A 19,610-nucleotide genomic window follows, 5' to 3' on the forward strand; every position below is an offset into this window, starting at 1 on the left:
TAAAAAAGCTGCCAGAAGGCAGCTTTTTTATCATTAATTTTCTTTCGAATATTAACGTTTGATGTCGCGCTGAGTCGGGCCAGTGTAAAGCTGACGAGGACGACCGATTTTGTATGGTGCGCTGTGCATTTCTAACCAGTGGCTGATCCAACCTACTGTACGTGCAAGAGCAAAGATTACTGTAAACATTTCTGTTGGGATACCAATCGCTTTAAGGATGATACCTGAGTAGAAGTCTACGTTAGGGTAAAGTTTACGTTCAACAAAGTACGGGTCGTTCAATGCAATACGTTCAAGTTCCATAGCAAGCGCTAATTGAGGATCATTGATATTTAATGCTTCAAGAACTTCGTCACAAGTTTGTTTCATGACTTTAGCACGTGGGTCGAAGTTTTTGTACACACGGTGACCGAAGCCCATGAGTTTAACTTCTTTACGTTTTACTTTTTCCATGAACTCAGCAACATTTTCTACACTGCCGATTTCATCAAGCATCTTAAGAACAGCTTCGTTTGCACCACCGTGAGCAGGTCCCCAAAGCGCAGAAATACCTGAAGAGATACATGCGTATGGGTTTGCACCAGTAGAACCAGCAAGACGTACTGTAGATGTCGAAGCATTTTGTTCGTGATCAGCGTGAAGCGTGAAGATACGATCCATTGCACGAGCAAGAACAGGATTTACTTTGTAATCACGGTCAGCAGGAGTAGCAAACATCATGTGTAAGAAGTTTTCCGCGTAATTTAAGTCATTACGTGGATAGATGAATGGTTGGCCTACTGTGTATTTGTAACTCCAAGCAGCAAGTGTTGGAATTTTTGCAATTAGACGAATCGCAGTGATTTCACGGTGATTGATGTCTTCAATGTCAAGATTGTTGTGATAGAACGCAGATAATGCACCAACAACACCAACCATGATCGCCATAGGATGAGCATCACGACGGAAACCATTGAAGAAACGGCTAACTTGGTCGTGAACCATAGTGTGAGCACGAACTTTGGCATCAAATTCTGTTTTTTGTTCAGCAGTTGGGAGCTCGCCATTTAATAATAAATAACAAGTTTCAAGATAGTCTGCTTGAGTTGCTAACTGGTCGATTGGGTAACCGCGGTGTAATAAAATACCTTTGTCACCATCAATGAACGTAATTTTAGACTCGCATGCAGCTGTCGCCATAAAACCAGGATCGAAAGTAAAATGACCTTCTTTCAATATGCTGCTGACATCAATTACATCTGGACCTAAAGTGCCACTGTAGATTGGTAAACCAATTTCTTTGCCATCAAGATGTAATACGGCTTTTTTGCCATTTGCTTCAGACATTCAATAGATCTCCTGTCCTGGTGAATGTTGATCTGACTCGAAATCCTAATGTTCTCATGTGCGAATCAGACGGTGTCAAAATTTGCTATAAGATTAGTGAGTACTGAAATTTTGTCAATTATACTTATGGATAAAAAATAACGTTCTCACAGAGAGTTAGTCATCAAGACCCGAGCAAAAAAGTCAGTAAAATCACTGCATCGGGATGGTATAATAAGTCAATTCAACAACAACGTGCAGAAAAAAAATGAAGTATCAGTACAATTGTAAGCAAATTTTTAAATTAAGATTGGGAATGGTAAGTCGGTAGAAAATGCCAATCCAATTAAAAAAATCATAAAACTCATGGTGTAATTTAAAATTGCTAATCAAAAAAAACTCTATTTTTATTTAGTTGTAACAAAGAATGTTGATGTTTTTTTAAGTTTAATTGTATAAAAAATAGCTAATTGAACAGCTTTAAAATAATTAAAAATTTTATTTTCAATAAAAATTGCTTTCTCAAATGTATTTTAGATTGACTGATTTGTATTGAATCCAACTAACTTCACTTAGTTGAATTGTAGCTTTTATTGAAAATATGACCAGTTACTAACATTTTTCTATTTATATGATGAATTTATGACTTTATCTTTAGTCTAAAATTTGCTTATTTAAAAGAAATTGCAGAAAAAATGAAATTAAATAAAAAGTTATTTTAAACAATAACATGATGGAACTCTGCATGCCATTTTAACAGGGTTAATAGGGTGATATCATTGTTAATGATTCTTATTTAATTGTTTTTTGCTTAAATGGGAAAGTGGATTGTTTGTATTTTGATACTTCGCGTTTTATAATTCAGTGTCGTTTATAGGTTAGGCATGAGCTGTGCTTGCCTAACAATGCCAGCTTTCCTTGGAATTAATTCAACAAACTCCGGTCGGAGTTTCTACCTACAGGATGCCCGCTGTGAAAAGCAACAGACCTGTCAATTTGTCCATGGGTCAGGTGTTAGCGGTAAATTTACGCTCACCCGTGGCTATTGCATCAATTTTACACCGTTTATCAGGTGTCATCGTTTTCTTATTAGTACCAGTTCTATTATGGATTTTAGATAAATCATTATCTTCACCAGAAGGATTTGACTACGTTAAAAATGTCGTGTTTGGAAATATCCTTGTACGTTTTATCGTTTGGGTATTTGTAGCCGGCTTGTTATTCCACTTTATTGCTGGAGTAAAGCACTTACTTGCAGATTTAGGTTTTGCTGAAGAACTGCAAAGTGGTCGTATAGCAGCGACAATTTCATTGATCTTATCTGTGGTAGCTATTATCGCAGCCTTTATATGGATTATGTTCTAATGAAAAGTGCTACAGGTTTAACTGGTTCAGGTTCTCGTGATTGGTTTATCCAGCGTGTAAGTGCGGTTGTACTTGCAGCCTATACTGTTGTTCTTTTGGGTTGGATTCTCTGCAAAGGTGGATTTGACTATCAACAATGGGCTGGTTTCATGATGACATTACCAATGAAGATTTTCTCTTTATTGGCAATTTTATCGCTTATCGCACACGCATGGATTGGTATGTGGCAAGTTTTTACTGACTATGTCACTACTCGTCAAATGGGTCCTTCAGCGAAAGGTTTACGCCTTGTACTGACGACGGCTGTCATTATTGCAGTGTTTGTGTACGCAATCTGGGGTATCCAGATTTTCTGGGCGAATTGATAGGAAGACATCATGGGCGCGATAACCCCTAAAGAAGATTATTCAAATATTCAAAACCTCACTTTCGATGCAGTTATCGTTGGTGGTGGTGGTTCTGGTATGCGTGCATCTTACCAACTTGCTCAAGCAGGTTTGAAAGTTGCAGTACTCACTAAAGTTTTCCCGACACGTTCGCACACTGTAGCTGCTCAAGGCGGTATCGGTGCGTCGTTAGGTAATATGCAAGAAGATAACTGGCATTTCCATTTTTACGATACAGTAAAAGGTTCTGACTGGTTAGGTGACCAAGACGCAATTGAATTTATGTGTCGTGAAGCACCAAAAGTTGTGTATGAACTTGAACACATGGGTATGCCGTTTGACCGTAACGCTGATGGTACAATTTACCAACGTCCGTTCGGTGGTCACTCTGCGAACTATGGTGATAAACCAGTTCCACGTGCTTGTGCAGCTGCGGACCGTACAGGTCATGCATTATTGCACACGCTTTATCAAAGCAACGTGAAAATGGGTACTCAATTCTTCGTTGAGTGGATCGCTCTTGATTTGATTCGTAACGAAGCTGGTGATGTTCTTGGTGTAACAGCAATTGACCAAGAAACTGGTAACATTTCAGTATTCCAAGCAAAAGCGACATTATTTGCTACTGGTGGTGCTGGTCGTGTTTACCGTGCATCAACAAATGCTTATATCAACACTGGTGACGGTCTTGGTATGGCTGCTCGTGCTGGTATTCCATTACAAGATATGGAATTCTGGCAATTCCACCCAACGGGTGTTGCGGGCGCTGGTGTATTGTTGACTGAAGGTTGTCGTGGTGAGGGTGCAATCCTTCGTAATAAAGACGGCGAACCGTTCATGGAACGTTATGCACCGACTTTAAAAGATTTGGCTCCACGTGACTTCGTTTCACGTTCTATGGACCAAGAAATTAAAGAAGGTCGTGGTTGTGGTCCAAAAGGTGATTATATCTTACTTGATATGACTCACTTGGGCGCTGATACAATCATGAAGCGTTTACCATCTGTATTTGAGATTGGTAAAAAATTCGCGAACGTTGACATTACAAAAGAAGCGATTCCTGTAGTACCAACAATCCATTATCAAATGGGTGGTATTCCTACGAATATGCATGGTCAAGTGTGCTTACCTGAAGCGGGTACAGACAACTACACTAAACCTGTAAAAGGTTTCTATGCAATTGGCGAATGTTCTTGTGTATCAGTACATGGTGCAAACCGTTTAGGTACTAACTCACTTCTTGACTTGGTTGTATTTGGTAAAGCTGCTGGTGAGCACATTATCGATTACGTAACTAAGCATCATGGTGATGAATACGCACCACTTCCAACAGATGTATTAGGGCAAACATTAGCTCGTGTACGTAAGTTGGATGATTCAACTTCTGGTGAAAATGCTCAAGAAGTTGCTGATGCAATTCGTGATATCGTTCAAGATCACGCTGGTGTATTCCGTACTCAAGCATTGCTTGATAAGGGTGTAAAAGAGATCCTTGCTCTTGAGCCACGTGTGCGTAATATCCACTTAAAAGATAAATCTAGAGTATTTAACACTGCACGTGTTGAAGCGCTTGAAGTTGAAAACTTGTATGAAGTTGCAAAAGCAACTTTAATTTCAGCAGCTGCGCGTAAAGAGTGTCGTGGTGCGCATACTGTAGTTGATTATGAATTACCAGCTGATCATCCAACTTATTCATACGGTCGCCGTGATGATGAGTGGATGAAACATACGTTATGGTATTCATCAGATAACCGTTTGGAATATAAGCCAGTGCGCTTCAAACCGTTGACTGTTGATGCAATTCCGCCAGCACCACGTACATTCTAATCGGGAGTATAAAGATGAGTAGAGGTACTCGTACATTCGAAATCTACCGCTATGATCCTGATAAGGATAAAGCGCCGTACATGCAAACTTTCAAGCTTGAATTGACTGATAAGCACCGTATGTTGCTTGATGCATTGCTTGCATTGAAAGTTCAAGACGAAACGTTAACATTCCGTCGCTCTTGCCGTGAAGGTATTTGTGGTTCGGATGGTGTGAATATCAATGGTAAAAATGGTTTGGCTTGTCTAGAAAACCTAAATGATTTACCAGAGAAAATCGTAATTCGTCCATTACCAGGTTTGCCGGTAGTTAAAGATTTGGTTGTTGATATGAACCAATTCTATGATCAATATGACAAGATTCAGCCATTCTTGATCAATAACCAGCCAGCTCCACCTAAAGAGCGTTTACAATCTCCTGAAGAGCGTGAACACTTAAACGGTTTGTATGAATGTATTCTTTGTGCATGTTGTTCAACTTCATGTCCATCATTCTGGTGGAACCCTGACAAGTTCTTGGGTCCTTCAGCTTTGTTGAATGCATACCGTTTTATTATCGATTCTCGTGATACTGCAACTGCAGACCGTTTGGCTCGTCTTGACGATCCATTCAGTTTGTTCCGTTGTAAAGGTATCATGAACTGTGTGTCAGTATGTCCTAAAGGTCTAAACCCTACAAAAGCAATCGGTCACATCCGTAATATGCTATTAGATCAAGCGGGTTAATTCTGCACAAATAGAGAACGCACATCCTTGATGTGCGTTTTTTTTTAACTTTATAATGTAAACTTTAGACTTTGGTCGAAAAAGATGAGGTTTTTATATATTGCACCATATATTAAAAGATAAAATCGCATATGTATTTCGCCAATTTATAGGTGGTATGTGTCAAAAAAATCAATCGTTCGTTAAGAACATGATACGATTTGCCACAAAGTTATAGGTGAAAAAAGCGTATACTAGTGAAATTAATTTAAGTAGCACAATCTTAGATCTGTGCTTAATTTTTATGGTTAAAGTCATTTTAGAAAAGTTAATTTTAAAGTTAATTTTTCTAAAAAGATTTGCAAAAAATTGCTCGGTTTTAATCGAGTATAAGGTGAGTGATGATGCCATTGAGGGTGTTGTGATTCATTAATTACCTATGGAGTTTCCTCTCTAGGTAGTATGACGCCCCATGGTCTTAAAGACCTGTTGGGTAAGTAATGCCTTTTTTACCAATTTGGCATTATGCATCATGGGTGTGCTTAAAAGGCAGCCTGTAATATTTTTTGCAATAGGAAATGGGTCCACAAATGCAAGAAGTTGCTGACGCATTGCGTCTTGACACTGAACTTTCCGCTGATAGTGCAGCGTATATTGAAGAACTTTACGAGCAGTACCTGTCTTCCCCAACCTCTGTAGCTGAGGACTGGCGCCAATATTTCGATAAATATCCAAAGGGTGACCAACCACACGGCGCTGTGCGTGAGCAATTCCTATTACTAGGACGTAATGCTAATCGTGTTCAACCTGTTGTACAAAGTACGGTAAGTACTGAGCATGAACGTCGTCAAATTGGCGTTTTACAACTTATTGCTGCTTATCGTAATCGCGGACATCAAAAAGCTAAGTTAGATCCATTAGGTCTTGCTAAGCGTGAAGAGATTCCAGATTTAGAGCTTTCAGCTCACGGTTTAACCAAATCAGATCTAGACACAGTATTCAATACCGGTAATCTTGAAATCGGTAAGAGCGAAGCGACGCTTGCTGAAATGATTGAAGCAATGGAAGCAATCTATTGTGGTTCAATCGGTGTTGAATATATGCATATCGTGGACACAAAAGAAAAGCGTTGGATTCAACAACGTCTTGAAAGTGTTCGTGGTCAGCTTAATTTTACAAATGATCAAAAGAAAGGGTTCCTGGAGCGTTTAACCGCTGCAGAAGGACTTGAAAAATACCTAGGCAATAAATACGTTGGTGCTAAACGCTTTGGTGTAGAAGGTGGTGAATCTTTTATTCCTATGGTGAATGAAATCATTCAACGTGCTGGTGCTGTTGGTTGTAAAGAAGTTGTTATTGGTATGCCACACCGTGGCCGTTTAAACCTTCTTGTTAATATTATGGGTAAAAACCCTGCAGACTTGTTTGGCGAGTTTGAAGGTAAAGCTATTCATAAGAAAGGTTCTGGCGACGTTAAATACCATCAAGGTTTCTCAAGTAATGTAATGACTCCTGGTGGCGAAGTTCACTTGGCATTAGCATTTAACCCATCTCACTTGGAAATCGTTGGTCCTGTAGTTGAAGGTTCTGTGCGTGCACGTCAAGTGCGTCGTAGAGACATCGGCGGTGATGATGTATTACCAGTAATTGTTCACGGTGATGCTGCATTCGCAGGTCAAGGTGTGAACATGGAAACTTTCCAGATGTCACAAACTCGTGGCTATACGGTTGGTGGTACTGTACACATTATCGTGAACAACCAAGTTGGTTTTACAACTTCTGATCCACGTGATGCGCGTTCTACTGAATATTGTACTGACGTTGCAAAAATGATTCAGACGCCAATTTTCCATGTGAATGGCGATGATCCTGAAGCAGTAATCTTTGCTACTCAATTAGCACATGATTTCCGTCACGAATTCCGTAAAGACGTAGTACTTGACTTGTTCTGTTACCGTCGTCGTGGTCATAACGAAGCAGATGAACCGTCTGGTACACAGCCATTGATGTATCAAGTGATTGCTAAAAAAGCAACAACTCGTACACTCTATGCAGATCAACTTGTTCAAAACAAAGTAATTGATCGTGCTGAAGCAGACCAAATGGTTGAAGATTACCGTGCTGATTTAGAAGCCGGAAACCATGTAGCAAATGCTTTGGTGCTTGAACCAAATACAAAAATGTTTGTTGATTGGACACCTTATTTGGGCCATGACTATACAGACGATTGGGATACTTCATTTGACTTAAATCGCTTAAAAGAATTAGGCGAGGGCATGAGCAAACTTCCGGAAGGATTTGTTATGCAGCGTCAAGTGCAAAAAGTAATTGAAGATCGTGTGAAAATGCAAACTGGTGAAACTGCATTGAACTGGGGTGCTGCTGAAACTTTAGCTTACGCAACCTTGATCGATGAAGATTACCTTGTTCGTATTACTGGTGAAGACGTTGGGCGTGGTACATTCTCACACCGTCATGCAAAATTGCATAATCAGGTAGATGGCTCAACGTATATCCCGCTTTGTCACGTTAAAGAAAATCAGCCTCGTTTTGCAATTTACGATTCTTTATTATCTGAAGAAGCTGTTCTTGCATTTGAATATGGTTATGCAACTACAATTCCTAAGAGCTTAATTATTTGGGAAGCACAATTTGGTGACTTCGTAAACTGTGCTCAGGTTGTAATTGACCAGTTCATTGCTTCTGGCGAGACTAAGTGGGAACGAGTTTGTGGTTTAACAATGTTGTTACCACACGGTTTCGAAGGTCAGGGTCCAGAGCATTCATCAGCTCGTTTAGAACGTTTCTTACAGTTATGTGCTGAAGATAACATGCAAGTGATCACTCCAACGACACCTGCACAGATTTTCCATGCATTACGTCGTCAAGCTGTACGCCCAATTCGTAAGCCATTGATCGTAATGTCACCGAAATCTTTACTTCGTCATAAACTTGCGACTTCTACTTTAGAAGAGCTTGCAAATGGTTCATTCCAAACTGTAATTGACGAAATTGACCAAATTAACAAGTCAGATGTAACTCGTCTTGTACTTTGTGGTGGTAAAGTTTATTACGATTTACTCGAAAAACGTCGTGAACAAAACTTAACTAACGTCGCAATTGTACGTATTGAACAGTTATATCCATACCCAGAACAACGTCTTGCGGAAATCTTAGCTGCATATCCAAACGTGAAAGAACTTGTTTGGGCACAAGAAGAGCCGAAGAACCAAGGCGCTTGGTTATTTATCGCACCGCGTTTATACGACGATATCTTAAAATCTGGCAAACAAATCCGTATCAGTTTTGCAGGTCGTGAAGCTTCTGCTGCACCAGCTTGTGGCTCACCGTACTTGCATGCAAAACAACAAGCTCAGCTAATTAATGATGCATTGGCAATCGAAGCTGAACAATCAGGAGATTCTCAATAATGGCAACCGAAATTAAAGCACCGGTATTCCCAGAGTCTGTTGCAGATGGAACCATCGCAACTTGGCACAAAAAGGTGGGTGAACCTGTATCACGTGATGAAGTGATCTGTGATATTGAAACCGACAAAGTTGTTTTAGAAGTGGTTGCTCCTGCAGATGGTAGCTTGGTTGCAATCATTAAAGGTGAAGGCGATACAGTTCTTTCTGACGAAGTGATTGCTCAGTTTGAAGCTGGTGCTGGTGCTGGTGCGGCAGCTGCTCCTGCAGTAGAGCAAGCAGTTGCTCAAACTCAAGCTGGTGCAGCTCCTGTTGTTGAGCGCACTGAAGCTGTATCTGGCCAAGCTCCTGCAGTTCGTAAAGCTTTGTCTGAAACTGGTATTGCTGCTGCTGACGTACAAGGTACTGGTCGCGGTGGTCGTATCACTAAAGAAGATGTAGCAAACCATCAAGCTAAACCAGCTGCTAACGTTACTCCGTTAAGCGTAGCTGTTGGTGAGCGCATCGAAAAACGCGTTCCAATGACTCGTTTACGTAAGCGTGTAGCTGAGCGTCTTCTTTCTGCAACTCAAGAAACTGCAATGTTAACTACATTTAACGAAGTTAACATGAAGCCAATCATGGAATTGCGTAAGCAATATAAAGATGCGTTTGAAAAACGCCATGGTGCTCGTTTGGGCTTCATGTCATTCTTTGTTAAAGCTGTAACTGAAGCACTTAAACGCTATCCTGCGGTAAATGCGTCAATTGATGGCGACGATATTGTTTATCACGGTTACTATGACATCGGTGTTGCTGTATCTTCTGATCGTGGTCTTGTTGTACCAGTATTACGTGATACTGATCGTATGAGCTATGCAGAAGTTGAAGCTGGTATTGGTGCGTATGCTGCTAAAGCACGTGACGGTAAATTATCTATCGAAGAAATGACTGGTGGTACTTTCACTATTACTAACGGTGGTACTTTCGGTTCATTACTTTCAACTCCAATTTTGAATCAGCCGCAAACTGGTATCTTGGGTATGCACAAAATCCAAGAGCGTCCTATGGCTGTAAATGGTCAAGTTGAAATCTTGCCAATGATGTATTTAGCACTTTCTTATGACCACCGTATGATCGATGGTAAAGAAGCAGTAGGTTTCTTGGTAGCAATCAAAGAATTGTTAGAAGAGCCAGCTAAACTCATCCTTGATCTTTAATTTCTTCGAATAATATTACCGAGATAGAGTGATCCTCTATCTCGGACCATGGAGATAAATAATGTCTCAACAATTTGATCTTGTTGTTATTGGCGGTGGTCCTGGTGGTTATGAAGCTGCAATTCGTGCTGCTCAACTAGGTTTTAAAGTCGCTTGTATCGAAAAACGTATTCACAACGGTAAGCCATCTTTAGGTGGTACATGCTTAAACGTAGGTTGTATCCCTTCTAAAGCATTACTTGACTCTTCACATCGTTATGAAGATACAGTGCATCATTTAGCTGATCACGGTATTACTACAGGTGAAGTAAATTTTGATCTTGCTAAGCTTCTTGCTCGTAAAGACAAAATTGTTGACCAATTAACTGGTGGTATCGATCAATTGCTTAAAGGCAATGGTATTGAGTGGTTAAAAGGTACTGGTAAATTACTTGCTGGTAAAAAAGTTGAGTTTGTTTCACACGAAGGTGAGACTCAAGTTTTAGAACCTAAATACGTAATTCTTGCGTCTGGTTCTGTACCTGTAAATATTCCAGTAGCTCCTGTAGATCAAGATATTATTGTTGATTCAACTGGCGCGTTAAACTTCCCAGAAGTACCTAAACGTTTAGGTGTTATTGGTGCTGGTGTAATCGGTTTAGAACTTGGTTCTGTTTGGCGTCGTCTTGGTGCTGAAGTTGTTGTATTTGAAGCAATGGATGCATTTTTACCAATGGCTGATAAAGCTTTGGCAAAAGACTACCAAAAACTTTTAACTAAGCAAGGTCTTGATATTCGTATTGGCGCTAAAGTTGCTGGTACTGAAGTTAATGGTCGCGAAGTGACTGTTAAATACACTCAAGGTGGCGAAGAAAAAACTCAGACTTTTGACAAATTAATCGTTTGTGTAGGCCGTAAAGCTTATGCAGAAGGTTTATTAGCTGATGATTCAGGCATTAAATTGACTGAACGTGGTCTAGTTGAAGTAAACGATTACTGTGCAACTTCTGTAGAAGGTGTATATGCGATTGGTGACTTAGTTCGTGGTCCAATGCTTGCTCATAAAGCAATGGAAGAAGGTGTAATGGCTGTTGAACGTATTCACGGTCATGCAGCTCAAGTGAACTACGACACAATCATTTCTGTTATCTATACACATCCGGAAGCGGCATGGGTTGGTTTAACTGAAGAACAAGCTAAAGAAAAAGGTCATGAAGTTAAAACTGGTCAATTCGGTTTTGCTGTAAATGGTCGTGCTTTAGCGGCGGGTGAAGGTGCTGGTTTTGTTAAGTTTGTTGCTGATGCAAAAACTGACCGTTTATTAGGTATGCATGTCATTGGACCTGCTGCATCTGATATCGTACACCAAGGTATGATCGCTCTTGAATTTGTATCTTCTGTTGAAGATCTTCAGTTAATGACATTTGGTCATCCAACATTCTCTGAAGTTGTTCATGAAGCTGCACTTGCTGTAGATGGTCGTGCAATTCACGCGATTCAACGTAAGCGTAAATAAAATAAAGAGCGGTTCTCCGCTCTTTTTCACATTTGATGGTGTGATTAAAAAAACATCAAGGTGATAGAGGTAGACAGCAATTTGCATATACAACATGAGAATGTTGCGCAAATTGAAGACAACAAACAAAGTTAAGTAGGTAACTAAATGAACTTACATGAGTATCAAGCTAAAGCGTTATTGAAAGAATATGGTATGCCGGTACAAGAAGGTATCTTGGCAACCAATGCAGACGAAGCAGTTGCTGCATTCGAACAGCTTGGTGGTAAATTCGCTGTAATGAAAGCGCAAGTTCATGCTGGTGGTCGTGGTAAGGCTGGTGGCGTTAAAGTTGCAAAATCTAAAGAAGATGTTATCGAGTTTGCAAATAACATTATTGGTACTCGTCTTGTAACGTATCAAACAGATGCAAATGGTCAACCAGTAAACAGCATTATTGTTGCTGAAGACGTATACCCAGTTGAGCGTGAGCTTTACTTGGGTGCGGTTGTAGACCGTTCTAGTCGTCGTATTACTTTCATGGCTTCTACAGAAGGTGGTGTAGAAATCGAGAAAGTTGCAGAAGAAACTCCAGAAAAAATTATCAAAGTTGAAGTTGACCCATTAGTTGGCTTACAACCATTCCAAGCGCGCGAAGTTGCGTTTGCTTTAGGTTTGAAAGACAAGCAAATCAGCCAATTTGTTAAAATTATGGCTGCTGCTTACCAAGCATTTGTAGAAAATGACTTTGCATTATTCGAAATTAACCCACTTTCAGTTCGTGAAAATGGCGATATTTTATGTGTAGATGCAAAAGTTGGTATCGACTCTAACGCGCTTTACCGTTTACCTAAAGTTGCTGCTTTACGTGACAAATCTCAAGAGAATGAGCGTGAATTAAAAGCATCTGAATTTGATCTTAACTATGTTGCTTTAGAAGGTAACATCGGTTGTATGGTTAACGGTGCTGGTCTTGCAATGGCAACTATGGACATCATTAAACTTTATGGTGGTCAGCCTGCAAACTTCCTTGACGTTGGTGGCGGTGCAACTAAAGAGCGCGTAATCGAAGCGTTCAAAATCATCCTTGCTGATACATCTGTACAAGGTGTTTTAATTAACATCTTCGGTGGTATCGTACGTTGTGACATGATTGCTGAAGCGATTATTGCAGCGGTTCAAGAAGTAAACGTAACTGTTCCAGTTGTTGTTCGTTTAGAAGGTAACAACGCTGAGTTAGGTGCTAAATTACTTGATGAATCTGGTTTGAAATTAATTTCTGCGAACGGCTTGTCTGATGCCGCAGAAAAAGTTGTAGCTGCAGTTAAAGCGTAAGGGGAGTATCAATCATGAGCGTATTAATTAATAAAGACACTAAAGTATTGGTACAAGGTTTTACTGGTAAAAACGGTACTTTCCACTCTGCACAAGCTTTAGACTACGGTACAAAAGTTGTTGGTGGTGTTACTCCAGGTAAAGGTGGTACTACTCACCTTGACTTGCCAGTATTCAACACAATGAAAGAAGCTGTACGTGAAACAAATGCAGATGCATCTGTAATTTATGTACCAGCTCCATTCGTTTTAGATTCTATCGTTGAAGCGGTTGATTCAGGTGTTGGCCTAATCGTTGTGATCACTGAAGGTGTTCCAACAATCGACATGCTTAAAGCAAAACGCTACTTAGAAACTAACGGTAACGGTACTCGTTTAGTTGGTCCTAACTGCCCAGGCGTGATCACTCCAGGCGAATGTAAGATTGGTATTATGCCTGGTCATATTCACCAACCAGGTCGTATTGGTATCATCTCACGTTCAGGTACATTGACTTATGAAGCTGTTGCTCAAACAACTAAGCTTGGTTTAGGTCAGTCTACTTGTATCGGTATTGGTGGTGACCCAATCCCAGGTATGAACCAAATCGAAGCTCTTCAATTGTTCCAAGACGATCCAGATACTGATGCAATTATCATGATTGGTGAGATCGGTGGTACAGCTGAAGAAGAAGCTGCTGAATTCATCAAATCTAACGTGACTAAGCCTGTAGTAGGTTACATTGCTGGTGTAACTGCACCTAAAGGTAAGCGTATGGGTCACGCTGGTGCGATCATTTCTGGTGGTCAAGGTACAGCTGAAGAGAAATTCGCTGCATTTGAACGCGCGGGAATGGCTTACACTCGTAGCCCAGCTGAGCTTGGTTCAACAATGTTGCAAGTTTTAAAAGAGAAAGGTTTAGCTTAATCGCTTTATCCTGAATCTTAAAAAACACCGCATCTGAAAATGATGCGGTGTTTTTTTATCTATTAAAAATAAGTAATCAAGAAAATAAAATTTCTAAAGAAAACTAAATATTTAAGCAAAAAAATACGCAATGATTGGGGTGATCATTGCGTAGAACAACGAATCTGTAAAAACAGTTTCGGTTTAAGGAGAAATGTCGTGAGGTTCATATAATGTAACCTACATGATGAATAATAGAGATAGTTAAGAAATTCTTCATCGCTATTAGCGTTAATAAGTGTTACTTCACGTTAATAGGGTAAAAGCATGTGAATAGTCGTCAATACATTAGTAATTCTAAAAAATTATGCTATGAATAAAATAAGCATAAAAAAAGCCCCGAAGGGCTTTTAGTTTTTAAAGGAATTAGAATTTAAATAATCCTAAACCGTCTTTAACTTCATCTAAGGTTTGTTGAGTAATAAGACGACACTTATCTGTACCTTGACGTAAAACATCCATAATGTAGTCAGGATCTTTAGCAAGTTCTTCACGACGTTCACGGATAGGACTAATCAATTCTTTCAAAACACCTTCAAGGCGTTTTTTAACAGTTCCATCACCTAAACCACCACGACGATAGTGTGCTTTTAACTCTTCAACTTCTTCTTTATTCGGATCAAATGCATCTAAGTAAGTAAATACAATATTTCCTTCAACCTGACCTGGATCTTCAATGCGAAGATGATTTGGGTCGGTATACATTGCGTTTACAGCTTTTTTAATGTCTTTATCAGACGCATTTAAAACAATGGTATTACCTAATGATTTAGACATTTTTGCCTTGCCATCAAAACCAGGTAAGCGTGCCATATTTGAAAGCAAAGCTTTACATTCAGGTAAAAGGTCTTGACCAATCTGACGATTTACTCGACGTACGATTTCATTGGTTTGTTCAATCATTGGAATTTGATCTTCACCCACTGGAACCACAGTCGCTTTAAAAGCAGTAATGTCTGCCGCTTGTGCAACAGGGTAGCAGAGGAAACCAGCCGGAATGTCACGCTCAAAACCGCGCATTTGAATCTCAGACTTAATGGTTGGGTTACGCTCTAAGCGTGCAACTGTCACGAAGTTAAGATAGAGCATAGTAAGCTCATTCAGTGCTGGTAAGCATGATTGAACGCAAATCGTGGTTTTTGTTGGATCAATGCCTACAGCTAAATAATCTAGAGCAACTTCCAAAATATTGCGACGGACTTTATCTGGGTTATCTGCATTGTCTGTTAGGGCTTGTGCATCTGCTAACAAGAGATGTTGATGATGGCTATCCTGTAAACCTACACGAGAACGCAAAGAACCGACAAAATGCCCAAGATGAAGTTGTCCGGTTGGGCGGTCGCCTGTCAAAATAATTGGACGCTGATCAACATTACTCATTATTTATTCCACTGTCTTATTGGCTTAATCAGGGGTAGTAAGCCCTGCAATATAAAAGATTGGCATTATTGTACGGGAAATAAAAAAAATTCGTCAGCGATTGGTTAAACTTTTCTTAAAATAATATTGTGAATTTATTCAGTAAAATTACAGAAATTGAAAAAAATCATCTTACAATAGCCTAATAAATACAAACTTGGATAAGAAATGGCAAGTGGCTTACTTTTATTACTAGATGATATTGCAACAATTTTAGATGATGTTGCTTTAATGAGCAAAATGGCAGCAAAGAAAACTGCTGGTGTTTTAGGTGATGATTTGGCTTTAAATGCACAACAAGTTACAGGTGTGCGTGCAGATCGTGAAATACCTATTGTTTGGAAAGTGGCCAAAGGTTCATTTGTTAATAAACTTATTTTAGTTCCTTTGGCTTTGTTGATTAGTGTGATTGCGCCTTGGCTGATTAATCCACTCTTAATGTTGGGAGGCTTATTTTTATGTTATGAGGGAGTTGAAAAAGTTCTTCATACCATTATGCATAAAAAGCCATCTACATCAGAAGAAGCAAAAGCAGAATTTGATAGTGAAGAATTAGATTTAGCAAATTTTGAAAAAGAAAAAGTAAAGGGAGCCGTTCGAACAGATTTTATTTTATCGGCTGAAATTGTTGTTATTTCTTTAGGTACCGTGGCTACAGCTAGTTTAATGACTAAGGTAAGCGTACTTAGTATTATTGCTATTGTTATGACAATTGGTGTTTATGGCTTAGTTGGCATGATTGTTAAGATTGATGATTTGGGATTATATTTAACTAAGCAAACTGCTTCATTTAAGCAAACTATAGGTCGAGGTTTATTAGCTTTTGCACCTATTTTAATGAAACTACTTTCAATCGTAGGCACCATTGCAATGTTCTTAGTTGGTGGCGGAATTATTAATCATACGATTCCACTACTTCATCACTTAACTGAAAACACAGTGGACCATGTAGAAACGATACCAGCAGTAGGCAATATTATTGGTGCTTTAACACCGACACTGATTAATTTTGGAATAGGATTGGTTGCGGGTGCAATTGTTCTATTAATTGTAAGCTTAATACAAAAAATGTGGCCAAAAAAAGCATCGGGTTCATGATGCCATTCTAAAATAAGAGGGAAATTATGCGCTGGAAAGGTCGTCGAATTAGTACCAATGTGGAAGACCGTCGAGGTGGGGGCGGTGTTAGAGCAGGTGGTATCAGCATTATTGGTTTGGTTGTTGCATTTGTTGCGTGGAAGTTTTTTGGGGTTGATCCACAACAAGCTTATCAGGCAACTCAGCAAGTCACTGCGTCACAGCAGTCAAATGCAACTGCGCCAGAAAGTTTAACACCCGAGCAAAAAGAAGCCTCTGATTTTGTTGGAACTGTTTTGGCTGATACAGAGGATACGTGGACTCCTATATTTAAACAGTTAGGTAAAACATATACGCCACCAAGGTTGGTGTTATTTAGTGGAATGATTCAATCTGGATGCGGTACTGCTCAATCTGCAATGGGACCATTTTATTGTCCAGCAGACCAAAAGGTTTATATCGATACAGAATTCTTTAAAGATATGCGTCAGCAAATGGGAATTTCTGGTGAGCAAAACCAAACTGAACTTTCTAGACAAGATCAGGCAGGCGATTTTGCTCAAGCTTATGTGGTTGCACATGAGGTAGGGCACCATGTTCAAACCCTGCTTGGTATTTCTTCACAAGTACAACAAGCCCGTGCACAAGCGAGCCAAAGAGAAGGTAATCAATTATCCGTTCGTCAAGAATTGCAAGCCGATTGTTTAGCGGGTATTTGGGCGAGTCATAATCAGCAACGTACTCAATTTTTAGAGCAAGGTGATATTGAAGAAGCGATGGATGCTGCTCAAAAAATTGGAGATGATTATTTACAGAAACGCTCAACTGGTCAGGTTGTTCCAGATAGCTTTACGCATGGTAGTAGTGAACAGCGAATGCACTGGTTTCAGGTTGGTTTAAAAACTGGCGATATTAACCAATGCGATACTTTTAACAATCCAGTTTAATCTTTTCTAGGATGAGTCTTGTTAAACATGTTTAAGAAGCTCATCCGTTTTTCTTTAGATCATAACTATAAATAATGTTAAGAAATTTAACAGAGTGATAGATTGTTCAATCAATTCGTTAAACTTGTGTCCTAATTTCTGTTTTTATGATTATGGCATTCTTCATGCCAGTTTTTTATTAAGTTTGGTCGATCTAACAAAGTTTCTCTTATTTGGTCGTTGACCCAGAAGAAGGGTATTCATGGGTAATTTTTTTCTACTACAAGCATTCACAGTGGTTTTTGCGCTATCAATCGCAACCACGATCTTCAATAAGCGCATTTTAGGCTTTCCTCAGGCTATTGGTGTGCCGCTGGTCTCAGCAATTTTTGTCTTTATTTTGCAATGGGGCGCAAGCCTACTAAACGGTAACCAGTTTATTACCATTAATATTCATAATATTGAAGAAGCCGTGCGCCATATCGATTTTTATGATTTTTTAATTAATGGTGTCATTTGTTTTATTTTAACTTCTTCAGCACTTAAATTTAAAATTTCTGATTTAAAAAGTTACTGGAAGCAAATTAGTATTTTGGCCACCATTGCATTAGTCATTTGCGCCGTTTTATTTGGTGGATTGCTCTACGGGTTCCAACTACTGGTTGGATATCATGTGCCAATTCTAGTGCTTTTACTTTTAGGTGCAGCTTTAGGAGCAACAGACCCTATTGGTATTAAAGGTGTACTTAGTTCGATTCGTGCACCGCATCATTTGATTGTTAAGCTGGAAGGTGAGTCACTCTTTAATGATGCAATGTGTATTGCATTGTTTATGACCTTACTCAATGTTTTACAGGGTGAACATTTCTCGTTGATGGCGACACTAGAAGCTCTACTCTATGAAATTGTTGTTGCGGTCGGGATTGGTTGGGCATTTGGGGTAGGGGTGTTGCGTCTATTACGTGGTAAACACGAAATGGAGTCCCTGATTTTGACAACAGCTTTGCTTGCGAGTGGAGCATATTTAGTGGCTTTGTTTGCCCATGCATCAGCACCGATTGCCTGTGTAATAGGTGGTTTAATTGTTGGAAACAAATGGAAAGAAATACGAGAAGAGCGAGAGATTCAAGAAGTTAATCATTTTTGGCATACCGTAGAAGGAATCATCAACTCATTCCTATTTACTTTAATTGGTCTAGAGTTATTTATTCTTGATTTAAACTTTAGCCTAATTTTAGGCGGTATTGTTGCGTTCTTTATCCTACATATCTCTCGTTTTGCAGCCAACTTCATGGCTTTCGCCTTTTTCCCGAATATGCGGAAAATGAAAAGTTATAATGGTAGCTTGACCATTTTATCTTGGGGTGGTGTACGAGGGGGGATTTCACTTGCATTGATTTTGGCGGTTGCCAATATTCCTGCATTAAGTCCTTATAGCAGTATTCTGATTGGCTATACTTTTATTAGTGTGTTGTTATCAGGCATCGTATGTGGTCTAGGCCTACCAGCTGTGATGAATGCTTTCTATTACAATCCGAATGAAGAAACCGAAGGCTTAAAAGGTCTCTATCAACGATTGTGTCATAAGATGAATCGAAGAGGCTTTCAATATATTGTTGGCGAGGATGCTCTAGGTAGAGAAACAATTACCGTTTTTAACCCGGATATTCTGGTTGATCAAAAAACTGAAGATGGAATTGCAACGATGCATGACCCAAATAAGTTACAAGAAGTAAAACGATTTGAGAGCCCAGATAATTTCTAAATATTTGCAGTTTTAAATTTTATAAAAGATTTATAAATTAGGTTTTAGTGTAATAGTGAAATATTACCTAAAGCCTTTTTTTTCTATATATATCATTAATAATATATTTTATTTTATTAAGATATTAATAATTGTTATATGAATATTTTAATTAAATGACATTTCAACAAATGGTAAATATAAAAAAAGAAATTTGTTTTATATATAAAACATTTAAAGAAATTTTCCATTAAATTAACACAAGATAAACTCAAAGAAGACTTATATATAATTTCTATTAATTAAAATTTTTTCTTTAGGTACTTTAGTATTTGTTTTTTTTATTTTAAAGTGGTTAATGTAAAAATGATCACATTACTTAATGTTTTTAAGTTGTAGGTCAAAAACTTGAAAACATTAAGTAAAAAGAATTATACAAAAAATCATTTAAATCAATAATATAAAAGGAATACAGAT

At 38.9% G+C, this 19,610-nt stretch carries 15 protein-coding genes and 1 pseudogene; 13 read left to right on the forward strand and 3 right to left on the reverse strand.

Annotation, left to right across the window (positions count from 1 at the left end; all coding sequences use genetic code 11):
* Window positions 1–51: 51 nt before the first annotated feature.
* Window positions 52–1,326 (reverse strand): citrate synthase, encoded by a 1,275-nt coding sequence (gene gltA, locus K6I41_RS03880; RefSeq protein WP_004789414.1) that lies wholly within the window; start codon window positions 1,324–1,326, stop codon window positions 52–54.
* 364 nt (window positions 1,327–1,690) lie between these two features.
* A pseudogene (locus K6I41_RS19220) lies at window positions 1,691–1,771 on the reverse strand (hypothetical protein); the annotation flags it as partial.
* A 497-nt stretch (window positions 1,772–2,268) separates the two neighbouring features.
* Between K6I41_RS19220 and sdhC the strand changes: the two are divergent.
* The 10 genes from sdhC to sucD all read left to right on the forward strand — a co-directional run bounded on the left by sdhC (window position 2,269) and on the right by sucD (window position 13,928).
* The gene (sdhC, locus tag K6I41_RS03885) at window positions 2,269–2,670 is read left to right on the forward strand and encodes a succinate dehydrogenase, cytochrome b556 subunit (protein ID WP_081399112.1); all 402 of its coding nucleotides are present in this window, start codon (window positions 2,269–2,271) and stop codon (window positions 2,668–2,670) included.
* Window positions 2,670–3,035 (forward strand): succinate dehydrogenase, hydrophobic membrane anchor protein, encoded by a 366-nt coding sequence (gene sdhD, locus K6I41_RS03890; protein WP_003655454.1) that lies wholly within the window; start codon window positions 2,670–2,672, stop codon window positions 3,033–3,035. The genes sdhC and sdhD overlap by 1 nt, the downstream gene beginning before the upstream one ends.
* Window positions 3,036–3,047: 12 nt before the next feature.
* On the forward strand, window positions 3,048–4,883 hold the full coding sequence (sdhA, locus tag K6I41_RS03895) for a succinate dehydrogenase flavoprotein subunit (RefSeq protein ID WP_144734960.1): 1,836 nt from the start codon (window positions 3,048–3,050) through the stop codon (window positions 4,881–4,883).
* Window positions 4,884–4,897: 14 nt separating this feature from the next.
* Window positions 4,898–5,608, forward strand: coding sequence for a succinate dehydrogenase iron-sulfur subunit (locus tag K6I41_RS03900; protein WP_005310066.1), 711 nt, complete (start codon window positions 4,898–4,900; stop codon window positions 5,606–5,608).
* A gap of 283 nt (window positions 5,609–5,891) precedes the next feature.
* A complete protein-coding gene (locus K6I41_RS03905) occupies window positions 5,892–6,020 on the forward strand; it encodes a hypothetical protein (RefSeq protein WP_002116082.1) in 129 nt (42 codons plus the stop codon).
* A 157-nt stretch (window positions 6,021–6,177) separates the two neighbouring features.
* Complete coding sequence (locus tag K6I41_RS03915; protein WP_004789422.1) at window positions 6,178–9,018, forward strand: 2-oxoglutarate dehydrogenase E1 component; 2,841 nt, start codon at window positions 6,178–6,180, stop codon at window positions 9,016–9,018.
* The gene (gene odhB / locus K6I41_RS03920) at window positions 9,018–10,214 is read left to right on the forward strand and encodes a 2-oxoglutarate dehydrogenase complex dihydrolipoyllysine-residue succinyltransferase (protein ID WP_250375236.1); all 1,197 of its coding nucleotides are present in this window, start codon (window positions 9,018–9,020) and stop codon (window positions 10,212–10,214) included. Before K6I41_RS03915 ends, odhB begins: the two co-directional genes overlap by 1 nt.
* 61 nt (window positions 10,215–10,275) lie before the next feature.
* Window positions 10,276–11,709, forward strand: coding sequence for a dihydrolipoyl dehydrogenase (lpdA, locus tag K6I41_RS03925; protein ID WP_005310073.1), 1,434 nt, complete (start codon window positions 10,276–10,278; stop codon window positions 11,707–11,709).
* A gap of 147 nt (window positions 11,710–11,856) precedes the next feature.
* The gene (gene sucC, locus K6I41_RS03930) at window positions 11,857–13,023 is read left to right on the forward strand and encodes an ADP-forming succinate--CoA ligase subunit beta (protein ID WP_003655470.1); all 1,167 of its coding nucleotides are present in this window, start codon (window positions 11,857–11,859) and stop codon (window positions 13,021–13,023) included.
* Window positions 13,024–13,037: 14 nt separating this feature from the next.
* Entirely contained in the window at window positions 13,038–13,928 is an 891-nt protein-coding gene (sucD, locus tag K6I41_RS03935) for a succinate--CoA ligase subunit alpha (RefSeq protein ID WP_003655479.1), read from the forward strand.
* A 405-nt stretch (window positions 13,929–14,333) separates the two neighbouring features.
* On the opposite strand, the gene trpS is transcribed toward sucD, so the two are convergent.
* The gene (gene trpS / locus K6I41_RS03940; RefSeq protein WP_004789430.1) at window positions 14,334–15,347 is read right to left on the reverse strand and encodes a tryptophan--tRNA ligase; all 1,014 of its coding nucleotides are present in this window, start codon (window positions 15,345–15,347) and stop codon (window positions 14,334–14,336) included.
* A 207-nt stretch (window positions 15,348–15,554) separates the two neighbouring features.
* Between trpS and K6I41_RS03945 the strand changes: the two genes are divergently transcribed.
* From K6I41_RS03945 to K6I41_RS03955, 3 genes are all read left to right on the forward strand, one after another.
* Window positions 15,555–16,484 carry a DUF808 domain-containing protein gene (locus K6I41_RS03945; RefSeq protein WP_250375237.1) on the forward strand — a complete coding sequence of 310 codons (930 nt, stop codon included), beginning with the start codon at window positions 15,555–15,557 and terminating at the stop codon, window positions 16,482–16,484.
* Window positions 16,485–16,510: 26 nt separating this feature from the next.
* Window positions 16,511–17,410, forward strand: a complete 900-nt coding sequence (gene ypfJ / locus K6I41_RS03950) for a KPN_02809 family neutral zinc metallopeptidase (protein WP_005310083.1) — start codon at window positions 16,511–16,513, stop codon at window positions 17,408–17,410.
* Between the two features lie 241 nt (window positions 17,411–17,651).
* Window positions 17,652–19,154: a cation:proton antiporter gene (locus K6I41_RS03955; protein ID WP_004789435.1), complete on the forward strand. Its 1,503-nt coding sequence runs from the start codon at window positions 17,652–17,654 to the stop codon at window positions 19,152–19,154.
* Window positions 19,155–19,610: the final 456 nt, after the last annotated feature.

The sequence above is a fragment of the Acinetobacter sp. AS23 genome (assembly GCF_023612055.1).
Classification (GTDB): Bacteria; Pseudomonadota; Gammaproteobacteria; order Pseudomonadales; family Moraxellaceae; genus Acinetobacter; species Acinetobacter oleivorans.